Source organism: Thiocapsa sp. (genome assembly GCF_018399035.1).
In the GTDB taxonomy this organism is placed as follows: domain Bacteria; phylum Pseudomonadota; class Gammaproteobacteria; order Chromatiales; family Chromatiaceae; genus Thiocapsa.
In genome coordinates this window covers 4,619,056-4,641,783 of record NZ_CP073760.1, presented here as the reverse complement: position 1 = coordinate 4,641,783, position 22,728 = coordinate 4,619,056, and the positions used below count along the sequence as shown (strand labels likewise).

The 22,728-nt window shown below is 65.2% G+C and carries 24 protein-coding genes; 22 read left to right on the top strand and 2 right to left on the bottom strand.

Annotated features, from left to right (window positions below; genetic code table 11):
• Positions 1–137: 137 nt before the first annotated feature.
• The 8 genes from KFB96_RS21165 to KFB96_RS21130 all read left to right on the top strand — a co-directional run bounded on the left by KFB96_RS21165 (position 138) and on the right by KFB96_RS21130 (position 6,817).
• Complete coding sequence (locus tag KFB96_RS21165; protein ID WP_213461126.1) at positions 138–698, top strand: L,D-transpeptidase; 561 nt, start codon at positions 138–140, stop codon at positions 696–698.
• Between the two features lie 75 nt (positions 699–773).
• Positions 774–1,199, top strand: coding sequence for a Tat pathway signal sequence domain protein (locus KFB96_RS21160; protein ID WP_213461124.1), 426 nt, complete (start codon positions 774–776; stop codon positions 1,197–1,199).
• 130 nt (positions 1,200–1,329) lie between these two features.
• Complete coding sequence (locus KFB96_RS21155) at positions 1,330–2,139, top strand: MotA/TolQ/ExbB proton channel family protein (protein ID WP_213461122.1); 810 nt, start codon at positions 1,330–1,332, stop codon at positions 2,137–2,139.
• On the top strand, positions 2,129–2,518 hold the full coding sequence (locus KFB96_RS21150) for a biopolymer transporter ExbD (protein ID WP_213461120.1): 390 nt from the start codon (positions 2,129–2,131) through the stop codon (positions 2,516–2,518). The genes KFB96_RS21155 and KFB96_RS21150 overlap by 11 nt, the downstream gene beginning before the upstream one ends.
• Before the next feature lie 6 nt (positions 2,519–2,524).
• A complete protein-coding gene (locus KFB96_RS21145) occupies positions 2,525–2,929 on the top strand; it encodes a biopolymer transporter ExbD (protein WP_213461118.1) in 405 nt (134 codons plus the stop codon).
• Between the two features lie 7 nt (positions 2,930–2,936).
• A complete protein-coding gene (locus KFB96_RS21140; protein WP_213461116.1) occupies positions 2,937–3,833 on the top strand; it encodes an energy transducer TonB in 897 nt (298 codons plus the stop codon).
• 432 nt (positions 3,834–4,265) lie between these two features.
• A complete protein-coding gene (locus KFB96_RS21135) occupies positions 4,266–5,177 on the top strand; it encodes a hypothetical protein (protein ID WP_213461114.1) in 912 nt (303 codons plus the stop codon).
• 50 nt (positions 5,178–5,227) lie between these two features.
• Positions 5,228–6,817 (top strand): bifunctional UDP-sugar hydrolase/5'-nucleotidase, encoded by a 1,590-nt coding sequence (locus KFB96_RS21130; RefSeq protein ID WP_213461112.1) that lies wholly within the window; start codon positions 5,228–5,230, stop codon positions 6,815–6,817.
• Positions 6,818–6,885: 68 nt separating this feature from the next.
• Here the strand turns inward: KFB96_RS21130 and KFB96_RS21125 are convergent, their stop codons facing one another.
• Positions 6,886–7,842: an acetyltransferase gene (locus KFB96_RS21125; RefSeq protein WP_213461110.1), complete on the bottom strand. Its 957-nt coding sequence runs from the start codon at positions 7,840–7,842 to the stop codon at positions 6,886–6,888.
• A gap of 290 nt (positions 7,843–8,132) precedes the next feature.
• Here KFB96_RS21125 and ndk point away from each other — a divergent pair, with 290 nt between their 5' ends.
• From ndk to KFB96_RS21065, 12 genes are all read left to right on the top strand, one after another.
• Positions 8,133–8,561, top strand: a complete 429-nt coding sequence (ndk, locus tag KFB96_RS21120; RefSeq protein ID WP_213461108.1) for a nucleoside-diphosphate kinase — start codon at positions 8,133–8,135, stop codon at positions 8,559–8,561.
• 8 nt (positions 8,562–8,569) lie between these two features.
• A complete protein-coding gene (rlmN, locus tag KFB96_RS21115) occupies positions 8,570–9,688 on the top strand; it encodes a 23S rRNA (adenine(2503)-C(2))-methyltransferase RlmN (RefSeq protein WP_213461106.1) in 1,119 nt (372 codons plus the stop codon).
• Positions 9,685–10,479 (top strand): type IV pilus biogenesis/stability protein PilW, encoded by a 795-nt coding sequence (gene pilW / locus KFB96_RS21110; RefSeq protein WP_213461104.1) that lies wholly within the window; start codon positions 9,685–9,687, stop codon positions 10,477–10,479. Before rlmN ends, pilW begins: the two co-directional genes overlap by 4 nt.
• An 11-nt stretch (positions 10,480–10,490) precedes the next feature.
• Entirely contained in the window at positions 10,491–11,537 is a 1,047-nt protein-coding gene (locus KFB96_RS21105; protein WP_213461102.1) for a RodZ domain-containing protein, read from the top strand.
• A 57-nt stretch (positions 11,538–11,594) separates the two neighbouring features.
• Positions 11,595–12,869 (top strand): histidine--tRNA ligase, encoded by a 1,275-nt coding sequence (gene hisS, locus KFB96_RS21100; RefSeq protein WP_213461100.1) that lies wholly within the window; start codon positions 11,595–11,597, stop codon positions 12,867–12,869.
• Between the two features lie 61 nt (positions 12,870–12,930).
• Positions 12,931–13,557 carry a tetratricopeptide repeat protein gene (locus KFB96_RS21095; RefSeq protein ID WP_213461098.1) on the top strand — a complete coding sequence of 209 codons (627 nt, stop codon included), beginning with the start codon at positions 12,931–12,933 and terminating at the stop codon, positions 13,555–13,557.
• A 17-nt stretch (positions 13,558–13,574) separates the two neighbouring features.
• On the top strand, positions 13,575–14,876 hold the full coding sequence (bamB, locus tag KFB96_RS21090) for an outer membrane protein assembly factor BamB (RefSeq protein WP_213461096.1): 1,302 nt from the start codon (positions 13,575–13,577) through the stop codon (positions 14,874–14,876).
• A 5-nt stretch (positions 14,877–14,881) separates the two neighbouring features.
• The gene (der, locus tag KFB96_RS21085; protein WP_213461094.1) at positions 14,882–16,282 is read left to right on the top strand and encodes a ribosome biogenesis GTPase Der; all 1,401 of its coding nucleotides are present in this window, start codon (positions 14,882–14,884) and stop codon (positions 16,280–16,282) included.
• 26 nt (positions 16,283–16,308) lie between these two features.
• Positions 16,309–17,919 (top strand): right-handed parallel beta-helix repeat-containing protein, encoded by a 1,611-nt coding sequence (locus tag KFB96_RS21080; RefSeq protein WP_213461092.1) that lies wholly within the window; start codon positions 16,309–16,311, stop codon positions 17,917–17,919.
• A gap of 83 nt (positions 17,920–18,002) precedes the next feature.
• On the top strand, positions 18,003–18,194 hold the full coding sequence (locus KFB96_RS21075; RefSeq protein ID WP_213461090.1) for a hypothetical protein: 192 nt from the start codon (positions 18,003–18,005) through the stop codon (positions 18,192–18,194).
• Between the two features lie 337 nt (positions 18,195–18,531).
• Positions 18,532–19,893: a TrpB-like pyridoxal phosphate-dependent enzyme gene (locus KFB96_RS21070; RefSeq protein ID WP_213461088.1), complete on the top strand. Its 1,362-nt coding sequence runs from the start codon at positions 18,532–18,534 to the stop codon at positions 19,891–19,893.
• A gap of 185 nt (positions 19,894–20,078) precedes the next feature.
• The gene (locus tag KFB96_RS21065; protein WP_213501528.1) at positions 20,079–20,714 is read left to right on the top strand and encodes a LysM peptidoglycan-binding domain-containing protein; all 636 of its coding nucleotides are present in this window, start codon (positions 20,079–20,081) and stop codon (positions 20,712–20,714) included.
• Here the strand turns inward: KFB96_RS21065 and lexA are convergent.
• Positions 20,678–21,349, bottom strand: coding sequence for a transcriptional repressor LexA (gene lexA, locus KFB96_RS21060; RefSeq protein WP_213461084.1), 672 nt, complete (start codon positions 21,347–21,349; stop codon positions 20,678–20,680). The two genes, KFB96_RS21065 and lexA, sit on opposite strands and share 37 nt — an antisense overlap.
• A 62-nt stretch (positions 21,350–21,411) precedes the next feature.
• Between lexA and nth the strand changes: the two genes are divergently transcribed.
• Positions 21,412–22,050, top strand: a complete 639-nt coding sequence (gene nth / locus KFB96_RS21055; RefSeq protein WP_213461082.1) for an endonuclease III — start codon at positions 21,412–21,414, stop codon at positions 22,048–22,050.
• Between the two features lie 88 nt (positions 22,051–22,138).
• A complete protein-coding gene (locus KFB96_RS21050) occupies positions 22,139–22,585 on the top strand; it encodes a DUF1841 family protein (RefSeq protein ID WP_213461080.1) in 447 nt (148 codons plus the stop codon).
• Positions 22,586–22,728 lie beyond the last annotated feature (143 nt).

Here is a 22,728-nt window from a genome sequence, read left to right as displayed (position 1 = left end):
GGCTGCATGCCGGTGGATTCCCGGAGATTCCGGGATCCGAGGGCGGAGTGACCGCGACATTGTGGTGTCGAGAAGATCGCGGCCTCATATAGAGTCCTTAGTGAACAGGTGTCCGACAACAGGAGCCCGCGCATCTCATGGTTTTCTTGCACCGGATCTTACCCTTGCTGATCGCGACCGCCTTCATCGTCGGCTGCGCACAATCCCCGACCCGGCCGGCGCCCGAGCGCCAACCGGCCGAGGCATCCGAGAGCACCGACAGCACGCGCACATCGGACGCGGAAACGGATCTTGCCCCGGGCGATGCTGCCGCGGAGTCCGTCTCCGAGCCGACGGCCGAACCGGCGAAGCGCGCCTTGACGATCCAGATCGGCAGCCAGTCGTTCGTCTACGCGGAGGGCGCTCACGTCGTGCGAACCGGCCCGATCTCCTCGGGACGCGAGGGACACCGCACGCCGCTCGGCACCTTCTCGGTGCTCAGCAAGGAGAAGGACAAGGTCTCCTCGCGCTACACCAACCAGCTCGGCTGGCAAGCCTGGATGCCCTACTCCATCCAATTCTACGGCCACTATTTTCTGCACGAGGGTTGGCTCCCGGGTTATCCGGATTCAGCCGGCTGCGTGCGCGTCGGCGAGAAGGACGCGCGCTTTCTCTTCGAGCACATGAAGGTGGGCGATCTCGTCAGCGTCGTCGACTGAACGCACCGGCGCCGATTGACCGATGCCCCGGGTGCGGCGAAGATCCTCGGCTCGATAGCTGACAGGATCCATCGGATGAACCACCGCAATCGCATGCAGGCACTCCTGCTCCTGACCATCGGCACCTTCACGGGTCTCGGCAGCGCTCAGGAGATCAAGCTCGAGCTCAACAAGCTGGAGCCCCAGACCGAGACGAAGGCTTGTCGCGCCTACCTCGTCTTCGACAACAGCGCCGGACCGGCGATCGAGGCGCTGCAGCTGGACCTGATCCTGTTCGACCAAGCCGGCGTGATTGCCCGACGCCTGGCGGTCGACACCGCACCCTTGCGGGCGGCAAAGACGACCGTGAAGCTGTTCGATATCCCGGACATCGACTGCGCCGAGATCCGCCGGATCCTGATCAACGAGGTGCTCGAGTGTCGCGACGCCGAAGGCCCGCAGAGCGATTGCATCGAGCGCCTGACACTGTCGACACGCGCCGAGACGCCGCTGGTGAAATAACCGATGACACCGCACCACGCCGAGGCCATATCCGAGGCCATATCCGAGGCCATATCCGAGGCCATATCCGAGGCCATATCCGAGGCCAGACCCGAGGCCAGACCCGAGGCCAGACCCGAGGAAAGACCTGATGTCTGAAACCGCGACAGCCGCCGCTCTCGCTCCGATGACCGCCGCGACGTCCGACATGCCGGATCCGGTGACTGCAGCGGAGTCCTGGTTCGGCATCGTCGTGCCCTCTGCGATGACGATCGCCATCCCCGAGCCGCTGCGCGCCCTGCTCGACGCCGGTGGTCCGGTGATGCTGATCCTGGCGGCGATGTCGGTCTTCGCCCTGACCATCGTCCTGATCAAACTCTGGCAGTTTGCCCGCTTGCGAAATGGCGGCGCCGAGCACATCGAGAGCGCGCTGAACGACTGGCAGGCCGGTCGATGTGGCGAGGCGGTAGGGCGGCTCGCGCAAGCAAGTAATCCGCTCACCGGGGTGGTTCGAACCGCCATGCTCGGGAGTCTCCACGCGAATGACCCGGCGGCGCTGCGCGAAGAGGTCGAGCGACGCGCCCAGGGGGTGCTGACGGCCTTGAGGAGTTATCTGCGTGGGCTCGAGGTCATCGCGAGCCTCAGTCCGCTGCTCGGTCTGCTGGGAACTGTCATCGGCATGATCGACGCCTTTCGCGCCCTCGAGGCGGCCGGCAGTCAGGTCGATCCGTCGGTGCTGTCCGGCGGGATCTGGGTCGCCCTGCTGACCACGGCCGCGGGACTGTCGGTCGCCATCCCGACCGTCGTGGCGCTGAATTGGCTGGAGCGTCTCCTGGAAGGCGTCACGCGTCGCTTGGAGGATCAGGTGACCCGCGTCTTCACCGGAGGACTGCGGCTCGACGGGCCGATCGTTTCGGCGCAGCAGCCGGTTGTCGCGCCTCGGATCCCGCATGCGGTTTGAGTCTCCCGCGCCGCGTCGCCGACTGATCGGCCTGACCCCGCTGATCGACGTGGTCTTCATCCTGCTCGTCTTTTTCATGCTCGCCTCCAGCCTGATCAACTGGCAGGCGATCGAGATGGGCGCGCCGGCCTCGGCAACCGCGGGGACCCCGGTGGTCGGGTCTTGGCTGGTGCGCGTGCAGCCCGAGGGCCTGGACCTCAACGCCGAGACGATCGCCGCCGCCGAGCTTGCCGGACGGGTCGCCTTAAGGATCGGCGAAGACCCGGCTCAGCGCATCCTGGTCCAGCCCGCACCCGGCGTCAGCCTGCAGCGTCTGGTCGACGTCCTGGATCTGCTGCGCGACGCCGGGGCAACACACCTGACCCTCTTGCGCCTTTGAACCCCCATGCGACTGAAACGCCCCAAGCCGGCAGCCGACAGCGAAGCCAGTCTGATTCCGCTGATCAACGTCGTCTTTCTGCTGCTGATCTTCTTCATGTTGGCCGGCCGACTCGCCCCGACCGAATCGCTTGCCCTGGCCCCCCTGCGCTCGGACAGCCCTCAGAGCGCACGAGCAGCGCCGCTGGTCCTGCTGATCGACCGAACGGGACAGATCAGCCTCGACGGCGAGCTGCTCGACGAGACGACCCTCGCCGAGCGGGTTGCCGAAAGGCTCGCGGACGGCCCTTCGCACCTGCAGATCAAGGCGGACGCGACCCTCGAAGCGCTTCGCTTGGTCGATCTGCTCGAGCGGTTGCGCGCCGCCGGGGCCGAAGACATCGACCTTCTGACCTTGGCGCGAGAGGAATGACCCTCGGATGATTGAGCCTCGACGCCATCAGTGGGTGCTTGCGCTTCTCTTCGCCCTCGCCGCCCACCTCGCCCTCGCGAAGCTGCTCGAGCCGCCGGCGCCGATCGCGCTGGACGATCCCGGCATCCGCATCTCGCTCGGAGGGGCGGGGCCTGCCGGTGGCGACGGCGCGGCGGACGCGGTCGAATCCATCGCGGCGGACACCCTGCCGACCGCGACCTTGGAGGCGACGGCGATCCAGGCCGTCAGCGCCCCCGTGCTCGCCCCCGTGCTCGCGACGGCCACCGAGACCATCCGGGCCGCCGAGCCCGCACCGCCTGCGCCGATCACTGCCGCGGAACCCGTGACTCCGAAGCCGAAGGCCGAGACGGTTAAAAGCCGCGCGACCCCGCCGCCACGAACGGCTCAAGCCGCACCCAAGCCAAAGAAAGAACCCCAAACGGCCCAGCAAACCAAGCAGCCCCGACCGACCGCCGCCAAGCCGGCATCCCCGGACGCCGAAGCCGTCGGCAACGCGACCGGCAAACGCAGCACGGGCGGCGCAGGCGCTCCCTCGGCCGCCGACGCGGGCGGTGGCGGTGGCGGCGGAACGGCCGGAAAGTCTGACGGCGGCAAATCCAAGCACCGTTACTACGCCGAGCTCGCGGCCTGGCTGGAGCGTCACAAACGCTACCCATCCCAAGCCCGAAAGATGCGTCAGGAAGGCATCGTCAGGGTCCGCTTCGTGATCGACCGCAGCGGGAAGGTCATCTCGCATCGCATCGAAACGAGCTCGGGCCATACCGCGCTCGATCACGCCGCATCCGAGCTGCTCAGGCGCGCGTCCCCGATGCCGGCGATCCCGGCAAGCATGGGCCAGTCCAGGCTGGAGATCCTGGTCCCGATTGCGTACCGATTGCGCTAAACCGCGTCCAGAGCGAGATGCTCACTTTCGAGTGAGCTCGACGTTTGGTGCATCCACGACCCTTAGCGGGGGACGCGGTTTAGAATTTTATATTTTTTAATACTTTAAACCGCGCCGGCTCCAGCGGCTCTGAAATCCGCCGGGGCCGATCTCATCCAAAAACATCGCATACCGCACTGGGCGCGGTTTAACGGTCGTCAAGTCTGCCGGGGCCGATCCCATCCAAGAACATCGCATACCGCGCTGGGCGCGGTTTAACAGCGATTCGAAATCAACACGAAGAGGAAGGTTGGTCACAGTCTCCACTTCGGCACAATCCGGGGATTCAGGCAATCCCGTTGGACGTCTCGCGCTCTTTCGACATAAGCTTTCGGCTCAAGCATCGAGCGGTCTGGACGCGTTGCCGGAGCAGATAAAGACAGGAACCAATCCATGGAGACGACCTTCGATCCGAGCGAGACAACTCTCTTTTCCGCCGAGCAACCACCGCCGAGCAACCCGAGCGCTTCTTTCCCGCAGGAAATTGTCGCCGAATCACCCCCGGAACCCTATGAGCCGGAGGAGAAGACATCGGTCGGGCCGACGCCTTCATGCGCCACGCTCCCGCATGCGGCAGCGGCCGTTCGGACCTGCGTTTTTTACGTCGATGCCGACAACCAACTCCCGCTATGCGCCAAGACATTGGTCGAAACCTGTCGCGTCGATCTTGCCGTGGGCATCCTCAGGGCATTCATCGCCGGCAACAACAGCGGGCGCCAAGTCGACAACTGGTCCGAGGCGCTCCGCACCAACGCCGAGCACATCGCCATCCATGCCCTCAAGGTGCCGACGCGAAAAGAGGCGGCCGACCTCGCGCTGGTCATGGAGCTCGGCGCCAACCTGAAAGACCATATCGCATCGCGCGACCTCGTCATCATCGTGTCGCGCGATGACTTCCTGATCGGCGCCGCGGAACGTGCACGATCACTGGGCTGCGCATGCATCATCGCCTACGGAACCGGTGCACCCGTGAGTCCCCGGGAAACATCCTTGCCGACCCTGATCTTGCCGATGCCGGACAAGGGCACCACGGCGTCGACCGTTCCCCGTCCAATCGCTCCGACGGCGCCTTCACAGGTTGCATTCAGTCCTGCCAAGGCGGCCTTGACGTCGTCCCAAATCCTGACGAAGGTCCAGGCAGAGCTGTCGCAGCAACCCGGCGGCGGTTACGCAGCAGGGCCGCTCGGAAGCCTCTTGGCGAAATTGGGACTGGACGCCGACGCCCGAAAACAGTTTCTCTCCGAAGCGCGGGGCGTCCGCATCCTCGGCAGCGGTCCGGACAAACGTTACCTTTTCGGCAGATGATTCGAAGCAAAGCGATTCGCTCCACCCCACCGCATGCCAATTGACCAGCCATGAGCCCAAGCCCTGCCTCCTTCGCCGACGCGATCACCCCGGACCTTGCTGTCGCCGGTTGCCCCGAGGAGCGCCCGTCGCAGTGTCGATGGCCCGTTTTCCTTTGGCCTTATCTCCTGCTCGTCGCGCTTCTGGTACCGGCTCTTGGTCGGGCCGCGTGTGAGCCGGGAGACGCCCTGACACTGCTGCATTTCAACGACTTCCACGGCCAGCTCGAGCCCTACGAAGACCCGCGCGACGCCAGCGAGCGCGGCGGCATCGCCCGCCTTGCCGCGACGGTCGCCGAGGTTCGGGCGGAGGATCCAAGCCGCCCGGTCGTTTTCCTATTCGCGGGCGATCTTCTGCAGGGAACGTTGACATCCAGCCTGTTCTTGGGCGTACCCGACCTGATGCTGCTCGGACGCATGGGTGTGGATGCCGCCGTCATGGGGAATCACGAGCTGGATTACGGCCAAGCGGTCTTTCGCCGTTTGAGCGAAGAGGCCGCATTCCCTTTCCTGAGCGCCAATGTAGCGTCCGACCCGGAACCGCTGCCGGTGCTGGCTTCGGTCGTCATCGACCGGCCGGGCGAGCCGAAGGTCGCGGTCCTGGGACTCACCACGCCGGAGCTGACCACGGCGACCCATCCGCGCAACATCGAGGGCATCAGCGTGGAGGAGCCGATCGCCGTCGCCCGGCGCCTGGTGCCGGAGCTGCGCAACAAGGCCGACCTGGTGGTGGTGCTCTCGCACCTGGGGATTGCAGACGATCGCCGGTTGGCCGCATCCGTGCCCGGTATCGACCTGATCGTGGGCGGCCACAACCACAACCTCTACGCACAGCCGGTGATCGTAGAAAACGTGCCCATCGTCCAAGCCGGCGAGCGCGGCGGCTGGCTGGGACGTATGGATTTCCGGTGCCGCGAGGGCCGCCTGACGGGCACCGACTACGCCCTCATCCCGATCGATGCCGCGAGCCCCGAGGATCCGCAGATCGCGGAGGAGGTCCGGCGGATCACCCTGGACGCCGAGCGGGAGCTGGACAAGGAGGTGGGGTTCAACACGCAGGAGCTCAGCGCCTGGCGCGAGCTGATTCGCCGCGAGGAGGCCCCGTTCGGCAACTTCGTGGCCGATTTGGCGCGCGAGATCACCCTGGCGGATGTCGCCCTGTTCAACGGCGGTGGCTTTCGGAGCAGCATCCCCGCAGGACCCGTCACGCTCAAGGCGATCTATCAGGCCTTCCCCTTCCGCAACGAGCTGGTCCTGGGAGACTTGACCGGCGCCCGACTGCTCGCCGCGCTGGAGCGCAGCGCGGCACTCAACCCGCTGGACAACCCCGGCGGCTTTCTCCAGGTCTCCGGGGTGCGTTACCGCATCGAGAACGGGCGGCTTGCGAGCGCCACGATCGGCGACGTCCCCATCGATCCAGCCCGCCGTTATCGGATCGTGACCTCCGACTTTCTCGCGGCCGGCGGAGACGGGTACGAGATGCTCGAGACAATGACCGAGCCTGTCATGACCGGACGCCTGATCTCGGACATGGTCATCGAGGGCTTCCGCACCGCAAGCCCGGTGAGCGTCGAAACAGACGGGCGGATCACGCGACGCTGAATCATAGGACCGGAGCCGAGCCCCTGTCCGATGCCGCAGCGCATCTTCGGAGGCGCTGCGGCTTTTCGTTATGCGAACGCGGCGCGGAACCGATCCAGGAAGGTGTCGTACTCGGCCTCGGGCAGCAGGTTGATCCCGGCTGCCGCCTTGCGCCCCCCGCCGCTCGGAAAACCGCGACAGAGCACATCCGCCCCGTCCGGGCGCGCGAGCGGTGCTCGGACACTGACGAGAAACCCGCCCCCGGGCAACCGGGTCAGCATGGCGTGCGCTTGCTCGGGCGCCTGCCCGGCCAGCTCGTTGGCGAAGACGCCGCTGGCACGGCGGGCCCAAGGCTCGGCCGGCAGGATGAAGAGACGGTGACGCTCGCTCGCGTACGCGGGTGCAACGGCGCGCGCCCGGGCCATGTCGTCGGCATAGCCGTCACGCAGGGCGGCAAACGTCGGATCCTCGACGATAAAGGTCAAGGGATCGGCGTAAGGCTGCAAGCTGCGAAACAGCACGTCCGGGGCAAACAAGAGGTCGTCGACCGTCTCGCCGTAACCGTTGTAATTGAGATAGATGCCGAGATCGCGCAGCAGGCCGAGCTCGCCTTCGGTCAGGCCCAATGGCTCGGCAGCGCGACGCGCGGACGTGTCGAAATTGTCCCCGAAGGTCCCGACCACCGCCCATGCGCGTTGCGAGCCATCAAGATAATCGTCGACCAGGAGACTGGTCCCCTTGTCGGGCAGCGTCTCGATGTGGACATCCAGCGCCGGGTGGGCCGGGATCTCGCCGGCGAAGTGGTGATCGAAATAGCGGATGCGCGCACCCTGCCCCAGCAATCGCTCGACCGCACCGCGATTCTTGTCGAACGAGATATCCAGCGCGGTGACCTGATCGCCCTCGACCGCCTCGACCCGCTCGAGCAGGGCGATATCGCGTTTCACACCGGTGACCAGGATGCTCTCGATCGGCTCGGCCAAGCGCAGTTGCTGCAGGGCACAGAGACCGTCGGCGTCGCCGTTGAAGACATCGTAATGACTCATCTGGAAAACCGTTTGCGTGCAGATGGATGTCGGCCGATTATCCGCCCAACTGCCCGGCCGGTCCAAATCCACATCCGCTCGCGCCGATGCCCTACGACGTCGTTCACGTCGGACACGGCTGAGCCGGCGTTGCTCGAGGCGTTCGCGATCGGTAGACTTTGCAATCCACTCAAGTCTCCGACGGGGGCGGGCCGCATGGCGAGCCGACGGGCCGAGCGCCCCGAGAACCCCAGCTCGCGATTCCGGCGATCCGACCCAACCTCTTTACGCATCCTCTATTTGGAACCACCATGGCCATCGAGCAGACCCTGTCCATCATCAAACCCAATGCGGTGGCGAAGAATGCCATCGGCGCCATCCTGGGCCGTTTCGAAACCGCCGGGCTGCAGATCGTCGCCGCGCGGATGCTCCACATGAGCAAGGAGCAGGCTTCGGCCTTCTACGGCATCCACCAAGGCAAGCCCTTCTTCGACGAGCTGGTCGCGTTCATGACCTCGGGTCCGGTAATGGTCCAGGTGCTCGAAGGTGAAGACGCGGTTGCGAAGAATCGCGACATCATGGGCGCGACCAACCCGGCCAATGCCGCGCCCGGCACCATCCGTGCGGACTTCGCCGATTCATTCACCGAAAACGCGGCGCACGGCTCGGATGCCGCGGATACCGCGACCGTGGAGATCGCCTTCTTCTTCCCGGAAGGCGTCTGCCCGCGCACCCGCTGAGGATCCCCGTGGCCAACGCCGAGCTCAAACCCAATCTACTCGACCTGGATCTTGCCGACTGCGAGAGACTGGTGCTCGGGCTGGGTTTCAAGGCGTTTCACGGCCGCAGTCTCTTCAAATGGATCCACAAACACGGCGTCGTCGAATACGACGCCATGACGGATCTGTCCAGGGCGCTGCGCGATGCGTTGCGCGAGACCGTCGAGATCCGCCTGCCGCGGATCATCCACGATCAGCCCTCGGCCGACGGCACCATCAAATGGATCGTGGAGCTGGAAGACGGCCAGCGCATCGAGACGGTCTTCATCCCGGAGGGACGCCGCACCACCGTCTGCGTCTCCTCGCAGGTGGGGTGCGCGCTCGACTGCTCCTTCTGCGCGACCGCGACACAAGGCTTCAACCGCAACCTGACGGTCGGGGAGATCGCCGGTCAGATCTGGCATGCGACACGCCAGATGGGCAGCGCGCCTTCGAACGTCGTCATGATGGGCATGGGCGAGCCGCTGGCCAACTTCGATGCTGTCGTCAAGGCGATGGACATCATGCAGGACGATTTCGCCTACATGATCGCCAAGACGCGCCTGACGCTCAGCACCTCGGGCATCGTCCCGAACATCTACCGTCTGCGCGAGGTGAGCGACGTCTCGCTGGCCGTCTCGCTGCATGCGCCGAACGATGCCCTGCGCGACGAGCTGGTGCCGATCAACCGCAAGTACCCGCTCGCCGAGCTGCTGCCGGCCTGCAAGGCTTACGTCGGCAGCGACAAACGCCGTCGCATCACTTGGGAGTACGTGATGCTCGACGGCATCAACGACAGCCTTGCGCACGCCAAGCAGATGATCCGCTTGCTCGAGGGAATTCCGTCGAAGGTCAACCTGATCCCGTTCAACCCCTTCCCCGGAAACCAGTACGGCACCTCGCCGCCCGAGCGCATCGAGGCCTTTCGCGCGCGGCTCGCCGGCGCCGGCATCTTCACCATGACCCGCAAGACACGCGGCGACGAGATCGCCGCCGCCTGCGGACAGCTCGTCGGGCGGGTCGAGGACCGCACCCGTCGGCTCGGGCGCGTCGCGGTCGCGATTCCGTTGAACGACGGGGTTCGGGCCGGGAAGGCGGCGACGCCATGACGCCTCATCACGCCGTACGCCTCGTGACGCATGCCGTCCTGATGCCGAGCGCACTCTGTTTCGGCTTGATCGGCTGCGCGAGCAAAGCCGCGCAGCAAGACACCGATCCGCTCGGGCTCGATCCGCAGGACAGCCCCGCGGCCCTGTATGTCGAAATGGCCGAGGAGTACTACAACCGCGGCCAGACCGAGGTCGCCTTCCGTCGCGCTCAACAGGCGATCAACGCCGACAAGAATTATCCCAAAGCCCACGTCTGGCTCGCCTTCATGTACGAGGAGATGGACAAGCCCGACCTCGCGGCGACGCACTACGAGCGCGCCATCAAGCTCGCGCCGAACAACTCGGATGTCATCTATGCGTTCGGCGCCTATCAGTGCCGACAAAAGCGCTACGCCGAGGCGGACGTCTACTTCAAAAAGGCCCTGGACAATCCACTCTACGCAACGCCTTGGGTCGCGATGACCAACGCAGGGACCTGTGCGGGGAGCGCCGGTGACGCGGCCAAGGCGGAAGGCTACTATCGTGCTGCCGTCACCGCCAACCCCGGCTTCGGCCCGGCGCTGGTCAAGCTCGCGGAGATCGAGCTCAAACGCGGCAACATGCAAGGGGCAAAGCGCTATCTTGATCGCTATTTCGAGCCGACGACCTTGCGCACCCCGGCGACGGCCCGGGAGGCACTCGCCGCCGCGGTCACGACCGAACGTGCACTAGGTAACCGAGCCCGCGCAGCCGAGTACGAGCAGGCGTTGCGCGCAAGCTTCCCGAACACACCCGAGACCCGCGCGCCGTAGGGACCTCACGAGTGACAAACCAGACACAATCGACCGACCCGAACGACCAAAACGTGGTCGAATTCGGCGATAGCCCGGGGCGACGCCTGCGGGTACAACGCCAATCGCGTGGCCTGGCGATCGAGCGGATCGCCTCGCAGCTGCACCTCAGACCCGCGATCATCGAGGCGCTCGAGCAGGATCGCTTCGACCTCTTGCCCGACCCGGTCTTCATCACCGGCTATCTGCGCAACTACGCGCGCATGCTCGGCCTTGATCCGATGCCGCTGATTGCCGCCTATCAGGCCCATGCCGGGACTCCGAAGAGCATCGAGCCCGCCCGCCCGATCCCGGGATCGGATCGCGATTCGGGCGGCACCCGCATCCTGGTGCGCCTCGTCAGCCTCGCCTTGGCCGTTGCGGTCGTCGCGATGATTGCGCTCTGGTGGCACGATCGCCCCGAGCTCGCACCGGAGCTGGGCCTCGACACGACAGACCCGAATCACCTGGCGATCGATGCCGAGGGCATCGACGAGATGGCGCCCGAGATCGCCGAGCAGGCACCCGAGCAGACACCCGAGGAGACGACGGAATCGATCCCGACGGATGGCCTCGCAACACCGGCACCGCCCGAGCCGCCGATTACCGAGCGGTCCGAGACCGACCCCGATCGAGCCGGCACACGCCTCGTCTCGCCCGCAGCCATACCCGAGCCGACAGCCGACCCGGTCGCCGAGACCACGATCGGGTCGAACGAAACGACCGCGACGCCCGATGTCGAAACCCCGACGCCCGCCCCCGAGTCCGCGACGGCGACGGCGACGGCGACGACTGGCATCGTCCTCGAGTTTTCCGGTCCCTCTTGGCTCGAAGTCCGCGATGCCGCCGGACAACGCCTCATCGTCGGCGAGATGAAGGCCGGAGATCGACGCGAGGTTACGGGGCAAGCGCCTTTCCGGTTCACGGTCGGGCGGGTCAACAACAGCAGCATGATGGTCGACGGCAAGCCCTTCGACCTGGAAGGTCGTTCGCGCGGCAACGTGGCGCGCTTCTCGTTCGACCCCGCATCGCCCGAGTGACGGTGCGCTCCGGCCGAACCCATCCGAGCGTCGTCAGCATCCATCGAGCCGCCGAACATGAGTAAAGACATCCAGGCCATCCGCGGGATGCACGACATCCTGCCCGAGGCCGTCGCCACCTGGCATCGCATCGAGGACACCGCGCGCAGCATCCTTGCGGGCTACGGCTATGCCGAGATCCGCACGCCGATCCTCGAGGTCACGGACCTGTTCAAGCGCTCCATCGGCGAGGTCACCGACATCGTCGAGAAGGAGATGTACAGCTTCGAGGATCGCAATGGCGACAGCCTGAGTCTGCGCCCGGAGGGAACCGCGAGCTGCGTGCGTGCCGCGATCGAGCACGGTCTGCTCGTCGCACCCCGACGCCTGTGGTATCGCGGCCCGATGTTCCGCCACGAGCGCCCGCAACGCGGGCGCTACCGGCAGTTCAATCAGATCGGCGCCGAGGTCTTCGGACTCACGGGACCGGATATCGATCTCGAGCTGATCCTGCTCACCGCCCGCCTGTGGCGCACGCTCGGGCTGAAGGGTCTGCGTCTGGAGATCAACAGTCTCGGCGACCCCGAGGAGCGCCGGCTATATCGCGAGCAGCTGGTGACCTATCTGGAGGCTCGGCGCGAGCATTTGGACGCCGAGAGTCTGCGACGTCTGCATACCAATCCACTGCGCGTCCTGGACTCCAAGCATCCCGAGACCCAGAAGGTCGTCGCCGATGCACCGACGCTGATGGATCATCTCGGCGAGGAGAGTCTGGCGCACTTTCAAGGCATTCGTCAGGGTCTGGATCAGGCGGGGATCCCCTACCGTCTCAATCCGCGGCTGGTGCGGGGTCTGGACTACTACAACCGCACGGTGTTCGAGTGGATCACCGAGGATCTGGGTGCCCAAGGCACCGTCTGTGCCGGCGGTCGCTATGACGGACTGGTCGAGCAGCTCGGTGGCCGGGCGACACCTGCCGTCGGCTTCGCCTTGGGCCTCGAGCGGCTGGTGGAGCTGCTCGCGCTCGCGGGCCATGCCGACGAGCCTGCGGTGCATGCCTACCTGGTCGCGGTCGGCGATCAGGCCCAGCGCGAGGCCCCGCTCCTGGCCGAGCGTCTGCGCGATGCCCTGCCCCGTCTGCGCCTCATGTCACACTGCGGCGGCGGCAGCTTCAAGAGCCAGTTCAAGAAGGCCGACAAGAGCGGCGCAGCCTTCGCACTCGTGCTGGGCGAGTCGGAGCTGGCGCAGGGTATCGTCGGCGTCAAACCCTTGCGGGCCGAGAGTGGCCAACAGGAGCTTGGGTTCGACGCATTGGTCGAAGTCCTGAAGCGAGAGATCGAGAACCCGGATTGACGGCGGCGGGCGAAGACGCCGGCCAAGCCGCACGGGAATCCACGTCACCACGGAGAGCGAAGTGAGTTACGAGACCGACGACGAAAAAGTCGAAGCCATCAAGACCTGGTGGAAAGAGAACGGCGTGGCGATCGTCATGGGCATCGCCATCGGACTGGGCGCCATCGTCGGCTGGCGCTACTGGGGCGATTATCGCGACAGCGTTGCCGGTCAGGGCTCGGCGGTCTTCGATCAGGTGCTCGCGAACGCCGCGACCGGTCAAACCGAGGCCGTCGTGGCCCAGGCCCGCATGCTGAGCGACGAGTTCGCCTCGACGCCCTATGCGGCGCTCGGCGCGCTGGTCGAGGCGAAGGCGCTCTACGAGTCGGGCCAAACCGATGCGGCCATAACCGCCTTGACGGGGGTGATCGGCGCCGCCCCGGATCCGGCTCTGGCTCGCATCGCAGGGCTTCGCCTGGCGCGGATCCAGGTTGCGGAAGGCCGCTTGGACGAGGCAACCAAGACCGTTGCGGATCACGACACCAGTCCCGAGTTTGCCGGCGACTTCGCCGCGGTGCGGGGCGACATCGCCGCGGCACGCGGGGATACGGTGGCGGCGCGCGCGGCCTACGAGCAGGCGATCGCCGAAGGGACCGGGTTCTCGCAGTTGATCCGTCTCAAGCTCGACAACCTACCCGCCGCCGGATAGCGGTCGGAGATCCGTCTATGGTCACGCAATCGACAGCGGGCGCCGCCCGACTCGGAGTTCTGCTGCTCGCCGGCCTGTTGAGCGGTTGCGGCATGATCCCGTGGCTCGGCGCCGACAAGGATCCCACGCCACCGACCAAGCTTACCGAGATCGTGCAGACGGTCGGCTTGACGACCCTCTGGTCGGCGCGCGTGACGCGCGGCACGGCCGGACGGCGGCTCTACTTGGTTCCGATGCTGGCTGCAGAGCGACTCTATGTCGCCGATTCACGCGGTCGGTTGGTCGCCGTTGCCGCGGACAGCGGACGCGTCCTCTGGGAGCGCGACACCGACCTGCAATTCAGCGGCGGCCCCGACGTCAAAGGCGACCGCTTGGTGATCGGGACCAGTCGGGGCGAGCTTCTCGCCTTCTCCGGCAGCGACGGCAAGGAGCTCTGGCGTACCCAACTCGGCAGCGAGGTCCTCTCGGTCCCGCGTCTGACCGACACGGCCCAAGTCATCGTCCACACCCTCGACGACAGCGTCTACGGGATCGACGCCAATACCGGCGCCCAGCAATGGCGTGTCAATTATCCCGCCCCCGTGCTCACCTTGCGCGGCAGCAGCAGTCCGGTCATGACACCTACCGGGATCCTCGTCGGCCTCTCGGGCGGCAAGCTCGTGAACCTTGACCCGGCCGACGGCACCCCGCTCTGGGAGGTCGCCGTCACCCGTCCGAGCGGGCGTTCCGAGCTCTCGCGCATTGCCGATATCGATGCCGACCCGGTCGTGATCGGGACCATTGCCTTCGTCGGCTCCTACAACGGCGATCTGGCCGCCGTCGACATCGCGACCGGCACCGTCATCTGGCGACGCGAGCTTTCGGCGCACGCCGGGCTCGCCGCCGATGCATCCGACCTCTTCATTACGGACTCGAGCGACCAGATCTGGGGCGCGGACCCGAGCGACGGCGCCGGACGCTGGCGCCAAGAGGGTCTGCGCTACCGCCAGGTGACCGCCCCGGCGTTGGTGGGCAACCTGATCGCGGTCGGCGACCTGGACGGCTATATCCATCTGCTCACACGCACCGACGGCCGCTTGGTCGGGCGCACCCGCATCACGGGGAAAGGGGCGATCACGGCACGACCCTTGGTCGTCGGCAACCGTCTCTATGTCTACGCCGACGACGGCACCCTGGCCGCCTTGTCCGTCGGCGCTGCCCCTGCGCCCAAGATGGGCCTGCGCGGGAGCGCCCCCGCCGACGCCGGTGCCGCCTCGCGCGACGTCGATACCGCACCGGCCGATTCGCCGGGATCCGCACCACCGGAGTCCAGCCCCTGAACGGCATGCTGCCCGTCATCACCCTGATCGGCCGGCCCAACGTGGGCAAGTCGACACTCTTCAATCGCCTCACCCACACGCGGGATGCCTTGGTTGCGGACTTTCCCGGCCTGACCCGCGATCGCCAGTACGGGATCGGCGTCGTCGGACCGAGCCGTTACGTCGTCGTCGACACCGGCGGCATCAGCCAGGCCGTCGACGGCGTCGAGGCGCTGATGGAGCGCCAGGTCCAGCTCGCGATCGACGAGGCGGATCATCTGCTCTTCCTCGTCGATGCGCGCGACGGCTGTACCCCGGGCGACATCGAGATCGCCGCGCGGCTTCGCCGCATGGGCAAGGCGGTCAGCCTGGTGGTCAACAAGAGCGACACCATGGATCCGGTGCTGGCCACCGCCGATTTCCATCGACTCGGTCTCGGCGAGCCGATGGCGGTCTCGGCCACCCATGGTCGCGGCGTGCAGGATCTCATCGACGCGGTCTTCGCGGGTTTCCCTGCAGCCGACGAGGAGGCGATCGGCGCCGCACAGACCGAGGAAGGCATCCGGGTCGCGATCGTCGGGCGCCCGAACGCAGGCAAATCGACGCTCATCAACCGCATCCTCGGCGATGACCGGCTGGTCACCTTCGACAGCCCGGGCACCACCCGCGACAGCATCTTCGTCCCCTTCGAGCAACAGGGTCGGCACTACACCCTGATCGACACCGCGGGCATGCGCCGCCGCGCCCGGGTCGACGACGTCATCGAGAAGTTCAGCGTCATCAAGACGCTCCAGGCGATCGACGCGGCCAATGTCGTCATCCTGGTGCTCGATGCACACGAGGGCGTCGGCGAGCAGGATGCCACGCTCGCGGGACACATCATCGAGCGCGGGCGGGCACTCGTGGTCGCGATCAACAAGTGGGACGGGCTGGCCCCGGACCAACGCGAGCAGATCAAGACCCAGTTCGCGCGCAAGCTCGCTTTCCTCGACTTTGCCAAAATGCACCTGGTCTCCGCCCTGCACGGCAGCGGTGTCGGCCTCCTGCTCGACGAGGTCGACAAGGCCTACGCCAATGCCACGCGCAACCTCTCCACACCCGAGCTGACGCGACTGCTCGAGGACGCCGTTCAAGAGCATCAACCGCCGCTCGTGCATGGGCGACGCATCAAGCTGCGCTATGCCCACCAAGGCGGACGCAACCCGCCCATCATCATCATCCACGGCAACCAGACCGAGTCGGTCCCGGACACCTACCGACGCTATCTCATCAACCGTTTCAGACGCGAGCTCAAGCTCCTCGGCACCCCCTTGCGGATCGAGTTCAAGAGCGGCACCAATCCCTTCGCAGGTCGTCGCAACAAGCTCACGCCAAGCCAGATCAAGCATCGCCAGCGCCTCAAGACGTTCGTGAACCGCAAGCGATAAGCGAAAACCCGGAATGGAGACGACTCATGTTGATCCCTCTGCTGGTCGTTCTCGTCATGCTGCCCCAAATCTCGTTCGGGGCCGATTACTACCTCAGTGCAGCAGGCCGCGACACAAACTCCGGGGGCTCGCGTCAATCGCCTTGGAGGTCTCTAAACAAGATCAATGACGTGATCCTCGACCCCGGTGATCGCGTATTCTTGCGCGGCGGAGACAGCTTCGCAGGGAATCTGTTCTTCGACGCATTTGATCAAGGAACAGCGGCCGCGCCCATTCGTATCGGCTCCTACGGAACGGGCAGAGCCACGATCCTGGCCGGCGACGGCGACGGCATCTTTGCCTACAACACAGCCGGATTCGTGATCTCCAATCTCAACGTCAGGGGTTCGGGAGCCGATGTCAACGATGGGGCCGGCATCATCTTCTACACCGACCTTCCGGGTGGCGTGAAGTTGGATAGCGTCACTCTGAGTCGAATCGATGCAAGCGGATTCCACCATGCAGGGGTCGAGGTCGGCGCATGGAACGGGACGACGGGCTTTACGAATGTTTCCATCAACGGCGTTCGTGCATACGACAATGCCAAAAACGGGATCACCGTTTGGGGATACGATGCACCGGGATTCCGCGGCTACGCCCATCGAAACGTCTTCGTGACCGGCAGCTTCGCGTACCGAAACCAGGGCATCTCCGGAGTACGAGAACCGACCGGCAACGGCATCGTGCTCTCGAATGTCGACGGCGGTCGGATTGCGCGATCCGTGGCCCATTCCAATGGTGCGCGCAACACCTCGAGCAGTGGCCCGATCGGGATATGGGCTTGGAGAGCGAACCGAATCACCATTCAATTCAACGAGTCGTACGGAAATCGCACGACGGCGGGAGCCTCCGACGGCGGTGGTTTCGATCTTGACGGCGGCATGACGAATTCGGTACTGCAGTACAACTACTCACACGACAACGATGGTGCCGGTTATCTTCTCGCTCAGTACGAATCTGCCCCCTCATTCAGGAACAATGTCGTTCGCTACAACATCTCCCAGAACGACGGGCGCCGCAACACGTATGGCGGAATCATGGTCTGGAGCAAGTCGCCGCTGGAGATCTCCAACAGCCACATTTACAACAACACCATCTATCTCTCCCCGTCGACAACCGGCAACGTCTGCGGCATTCGGGTGCCCTCCCGGACATCCTCCCTGACCATTCGCAACAACATCATCTTCACGACCGCCGGAGCTCCTCTGCTTTGTGTGGCGAGCGGCCAACAGGGACTTGCTGTTCAAGGCAACACCTATTGGTCCAATGGCGCTCCCTTCAAGATTCAATGGGGGTCGACGCTCTACTCGAGTCTCTCGTCCTTCCGGGGAACCGGCCAAGAAATGCTCCAGGGCGTTCCGACCGGACTCAATCTCAACCCCGGACTCGTGAGACCGGGCCTCGGCGGGACCATCAATAACCCGAATGGATTGGCGAAGATGCTCGAGTATCGCTTGACGACCAACTCACCGCTCATCAACCGCGGACTCGATCTCGGATCCCGGTTTGGATTAGCAACCGGCACGCGAGACTTTTACGGCACCACCCTGCCTCAACGCGGCGCTTTCGATATCGGCGCGCATGAGCTCGCTTACTGACCGGCGGAACGGCTATCTGCCCCGTCAGGAAGACGCCGATTCGATCCCGCTATCGGCCGCGTAACGCTCGACCGAGGACCGCTGTGATTGAGGAATCCCCGATCACCGACATCGCGCAGATTATCCAGCTTGCGGGCGCGCCGATGCTCCTGCGCGAGGTCTTGCTCGCCACGGCCGGGTTGCGGTTCCGGCGTCACCTGGGGCATGCGGGGGCGGATGCCCTTCGGGCTGCGATTCATGGTGCCGACGATGTCGCATGCCATCGCCAAGGATGACGACCTGGATCTCGCGATGCTGAACGGATATTTGGACCCGAGCGCATCGCATCCCGAGATGCGGAGGATCCGCGCTCGGTCGGGCACGACAACGAGATCCTGACACAGATCTTCTTACCGATTCATTAGATCACCGCTTGCGCATCTTTCACGTTGCCGAGTCGCGCGACAGGGCTTCGGACGCCGCATAAGCCGTCCCCGCGCGGAGAATCTCGACGCTCTTGACCCTGACGGGATTCAAGATCGGTCACAAAAATGGCACACTTGCCGACGGACGACAAAGACCGGCGGCGAGGTTGGCCGGTCGCCATACCCACTACCGAGGTTCGACCACAGCATGAGCGACTCAGTCAAGTATCTGCTCGATGAGCAGCATCTCCCGCGCACTTGGTACAACATCAACGCCGATCTCCCCGTCCCGCTCGACCCGGTCCTGCATCCGGGCACCCAACAGCCCATTACGGCGGACGATCTGGCGGTGATCTTCCCGCGTGCCGTGATCGAGCAGGAGATGAGCACCGAGCGCGAGATCGAGATCCCCGAGCCGGTGCGCGAGGTCTACCGGCAATGGCGCCCCTCGCCGCTCTATCGGGCACGCCGACTCGAGAAGGCGCTCAAGACGCCGGCCAAGATCTACTACAAGTACGAGGGCGTCAGTTCCGCCGGCAGCCACAAGCCCAACACCGCCATCCCGCAAGCCTTCTACAACAAGCAGGAGGGCGTGAAGCGCATCACCACCGAGACCGGTGCGGGTCAATGGGGCTCGTCGCTCGCCTTGGCAGGATCCATGTTCGGCCTCGAGATCGTGGTCTACATGGTCAAGGTGAGCTTCCAACAGAAGCCGTACCGTCGCGCCTTCATGGAGACCTTCGGGGCCCAGTGCATCGCCAGCCCGAGCGAGACCACCGCATCCGGACGTGCCATCCTCGCCGAGCATCCCGACAGCACCGGCAGCCTCGGCATCGCCATCAGCGAGGCCGTCGAGCTGGCCGCCCAGCGCGACGACACCAAATACGCGCTCGGCAGCGTGCTGAACCACGTCCTGCTGCACCAGACGGTGACCGGCATAGAGGCACAAAAGCAGTTGGAGATGGCCGGCGACTACCCGGATATGATCATCGGCTGCACCGGCGGCGGCAGCAACTTCGCCGGCATCGCCTTCCCCTTCCTCGGCGAGAAGCTGCGCGGCGGTCGCGACATCGAGCTGATCGCCGTCGAGCCCTCGGCCTGCCCGACCCTGACCAAGGGTCTCTTTGCCTACGACTACGGCGATACCGCCAAGCTGACCCCGCTGGTGAAGATGTATACGCTCGGCTCCAGCTTCGTACCGCCGGGCTTCCACGCCGGCGGCCTGCGTTATCACGGTATGGCGCCGCAGATCAGCCATCTGACCAAGCTGGGCTACATCACGCCGACCTCCTACAATCAGTTGGATTGCTTCGCCGCCGGCATCCAGTTCGCCAAGGCCGAGGGCATCGTCCCGGCACCCGAGGCCAACCATGCCGTGAAGGCCGCGATCGTCGAGGCCGAGAAGTGTCGCGAGTCGGGCGAGGCCAAGACGATCCTGTTCAACCTCTGCGGACACGGCAACTTCGACATGCAGGCCTATACCGATTACCTGGCCGGCAAGCTGAAGGATCTGACCTATGCCGAGGACGAGGTCGCCATGGCCCTGTCGGGGCTTCCAAGCGTGGCTTAGAGCCCGGGCACGAGACCTGCCAGCCGAAACGACGCCAGGAGAATCATGATGACCCGGGATCGTTCTCGGCGCGCAGGTCCCTTACCCGTAATCCTGATGCTGCTCGTTGCGGCTGCAGCCTGGGGGCCGAGGAGCCGTCGGCCGATCGGGAGCCGACCGTCTCGCCCGATGCCGAAATCGAAGCGATGTCCCTGCGTCTTCTCGGCATGGAGGGGAAACTCAAGGAATCCGCGCATGCGCGCAAGAGCGCCGACCAAGCGCGCATGGAGGCGGAGCGCCGGCTTGCGGAGGGAAGCCAGGAGATCGAGCGCATGAACGGCGAGGTACAGCGCCTCAAGGAGGCGCTGCTCGACCTCGAGCGAACCCTCAGCGAGCGTGACCGGCGACTCTCCGAGCTCGATGCCCGCAGGCTCTCGCTCACCACGGCTCACGAGGCACTCGAGCGCCGGTTCGAGGCACTCCGGGCACGGGTCCCGCCGCAAGACGGCGGTACGCTCGATTCGGAGCAGGCGCGGCAGGCGTCCCGCGATGCCTACGCTGAACTGCGCAAGACACTGCAGGATCCGGATGTGAAACGCGATGCAACCGCGGAGCGTGCCGTCACTGCCGCCGAGAAGGTCCTGCACCAGCGTCAACTCACCCTGGCTCGCGTGCTGGACGCACAAGGTGCCTATCGGATCCGCCCCAGCGACTCGTTGGCATTGATCAGCAGCCGTTGCTACGGCGACAGCAGTCAATGGCGCGCCCTGTTCGAGGCCAATCGCCATGTGCTCGAAGACCCCGATCAACTCATGCCCGGAGTGACGCTGGTCGTACCTTGAGCCTTACCGCTCGCGAAACACCGAAGCACGCCGACCCCCAATCCTTCGATGACCAGCTCTTGCGTGCGCAGATCGACCGAGATCGGCTCGAAGCTCGGATTCTCCGGCAACAAATACACCCGGTCCGACCCGTTGCCGTGCCGACGCAGACGCTTGACCGTCACCTCGTCGCCCAAACGCGCCACCACGATCTGGCCGTCGCACACCTGCGAGGTGGCATGGACCGCCAAAAGATCGCCGTCGAGGATGCCCGCATCGCGCATGCTGCTGCCGCGAACCCGCAACAGATAGTCCGCGCGGGGATGAAACAGGTCCGGGTTGATCGGACAGAGATCCTCGATATGCGCAGCGGCGAGGATCGGACTGCCGGCGGCGACACGCCCGATGATCGGGAGCTCTGCCTCCCGGGAAAGGCGCGCATCATCGATCAGCCGGATGCCGCGCGAGCGACCCCGCGTCAGCTCGATCGCACCGTGCCGCGCCAAGGCGCGTAGATGATCTTCGGCCGCGTTGGCGGAACGAAAACCGAAGGTCCGGGCGATCTCCGCGCGTGTCGGCGGAACCCCGGTTTTGCGGATGTGAGACCTGATCAACTCCAGGATCTGCCGCTGCCGAGGGGTCAGGTCATCGCTCATGTCGGAAAATCGCTCGACGAAGTGGGCTGTTATTTTAGACAGTCCTGCGGGATTATCCATCGATGAACAAGGAAAAGCGCCGTCTTATCTTCGAGCGTCTTCGCGCCGCCAACCCGGCGCCGACGACCGAATTGGTGTATCGCACGCCCTTCGAGCTTCTGGTGGCAGTGATCTTGTCGGCACAGGCGACCGATAAGGGGGTCAACAAGGCCACGGCTGGCCTGTTCGCGGTGGCCGATACGGCCGAGAGGATGCTCGCCCTCGGCGAAGATGACCTCAAGACGCACATCCGAACCATCGGACTCTTCAACAGCAAGGCGGCGAATATCATCAAGACCTGCGCGATCCTGATCGCGGAGCACGGCGGGCAGGTCCCGCGCGCGCGCAAGGCCCTGGAGGCGCTCCCCGGCGTCGGACGCAAGACGGCCAACGTGGTTCTCAATACCGCCTACGGCGAGCCCACGATGGCCGTCGACACCCATATCTTCCGCGTGTCCAATCGCACCGGCCTCGCACCCGGAAAGACCCCGCTCGCGGTCGAGCAAGCATTGCTGCGCCATGTCCCCAAGGTCTTTCTGAAGGACGCCCATCACTGGCTGATCCTGCACGGACGCTATGTCTGCCTCGCACGTCAACCGCGCTGCCCCGAATGTCCGATCGCCGATCTCTGCGACTATCGGGACAAGACGCCGCCGCCGTGACGCAAGATCGAACGCAATCACCACAGGCCCCCTCAAAGCCGCTGCACCGAGTCCGAATCCACTACACCCCTTCGAGAACCTCGACGCCATGTTCGCAAACGACCGTGAAAGCCATCGTCGCACCTTCATCACAGCCTGGGAGAAGGCCCAAGCCGGGCAACCCCTGGAGCCGGTCGAGGCGCAGATCGTCGAGGTCCTGCGCCGTCACCCCGAATATCACCGTCTCATGACCGATAGCGAGACGACCCTGGAGCGCGACTATCTCCCCGAGCACGGCAAATCCAATCCATTCCTGCACATGGGACTGCATATCGCCATCCTCGAGCAGTTGAGCGTCGATCAGCCTGCAGGTATCCGTGGGCTCTACAGCCGTCTCATGCAGACCACCGGCGACCCGCACGAAACCGAGCACCGCATCATGGAATGCCTCGCCGAGGCGCTCTGGACGCTGCAACGCAGCCAGGCACCCTTCGACGCCGCGAGCTACCTCGAGTGCGTCGAACGCGCTGCCGGCGGGAGTCGACCGGGCCACTGATTTCCGTGACGGGCCTGTTACACTGAAAGGGACGGGAGCGGGTGCAGCGACGCATGACCCCACATCGCAAAGACCATCGTCCCGTCTCAGCCAAGGCTCCGACCGCGTCGCGGTCGGGCTCAGCACGGGAGTAAGACGACATC

Bases quoted from the DNA above. Each gene is read 5' to 3' on its own strand.
- KFB96_RS21165 (WP_213461126.1), top strand. From the start codon at position 138: ATGGTTTTCTTGCACCGGATCTTACCCTTGCTGATCGCGACCGCCTTC.
- KFB96_RS21160 (WP_213461124.1), top strand. From the start codon at position 774: ATGAACCACCGCAATCGCATGCAGGCACTCCTGCTCCTGACCATCGGC.
- KFB96_RS21155 (WP_213461122.1), top strand. From the start codon at position 1,330: ATGTCTGAAACCGCGACAGCCGCCGCTCTCGCTCCGATGACCGCCGCG.
- KFB96_RS21150 (WP_213461120.1), top strand. From the start codon at position 2,129: ATGCGGTTTGAGTCTCCCGCGCCGCGTCGCCGACTGATCGGCCTGACC.
- KFB96_RS21145 (WP_213461118.1), top strand. From the start codon at position 2,525: ATGCGACTGAAACGCCCCAAGCCGGCAGCCGACAGCGAAGCCAGTCTG.
- KFB96_RS21140 (WP_213461116.1), top strand. From the start codon at position 2,937: ATGATTGAGCCTCGACGCCATCAGTGGGTGCTTGCGCTTCTCTTCGCC.
- KFB96_RS21135 (WP_213461114.1), top strand. From the start codon at position 4,266: ATGGAGACGACCTTCGATCCGAGCGAGACAACTCTCTTTTCCGCCGAG.
- KFB96_RS21130 (WP_213461112.1), top strand. From the start codon at position 5,228: ATGAGCCCAAGCCCTGCCTCCTTCGCCGACGCGATCACCCCGGACCTT.
- KFB96_RS21125 (WP_213461110.1), bottom strand. From the start codon at position 7,842: ATGAGTCATTACGATGTCTTCAACGGCGACGCCGACGGTCTCTGTGCC.
- ndk (WP_213461108.1), top strand. From the start codon at position 8,133: ATGGCCATCGAGCAGACCCTGTCCATCATCAAACCCAATGCGGTGGCG.
- pilW (WP_213461104.1), top strand. From the start codon at position 9,685: ATGACGCCTCATCACGCCGTACGCCTCGTGACGCATGCCGTCCTGATG.
- hisS (WP_213461100.1), top strand. From the start codon at position 11,595: ATGAGTAAAGACATCCAGGCCATCCGCGGGATGCACGACATCCTGCCC.
- bamB (WP_213461096.1), top strand. From the start codon at position 13,575: ATGGTCACGCAATCGACAGCGGGCGCCGCCCGACTCGGAGTTCTGCTG.
- der (WP_213461094.1), top strand. From the start codon at position 14,882: ATGCTGCCCGTCATCACCCTGATCGGCCGGCCCAACGTGGGCAAGTCG.
- KFB96_RS21080 (WP_213461092.1), top strand. From the start codon at position 16,309: ATGTTGATCCCTCTGCTGGTCGTTCTCGTCATGCTGCCCCAAATCTCG.
- KFB96_RS21070 (WP_213461088.1), top strand. From the start codon at position 18,532: ATGAGCGACTCAGTCAAGTATCTGCTCGATGAGCAGCATCTCCCGCGC.
- KFB96_RS21065 (WP_213501528.1), top strand. From the start codon at position 20,079: ATGTCCCTGCGTCTTCTCGGCATGGAGGGGAAACTCAAGGAATCCGCG.
- lexA (WP_213461084.1), bottom strand. From the start codon at position 21,349: ATGAGCGATGACCTGACCCCTCGGCAGCGGCAGATCCTGGAGTTGATC.
- nth (WP_213461082.1), top strand. From the start codon at position 21,412: ATGAACAAGGAAAAGCGCCGTCTTATCTTCGAGCGTCTTCGCGCCGCC.
- KFB96_RS21050 (WP_213461080.1), top strand. From the start codon at position 22,139: ATGTTCGCAAACGACCGTGAAAGCCATCGTCGCACCTTCATCACAGCC.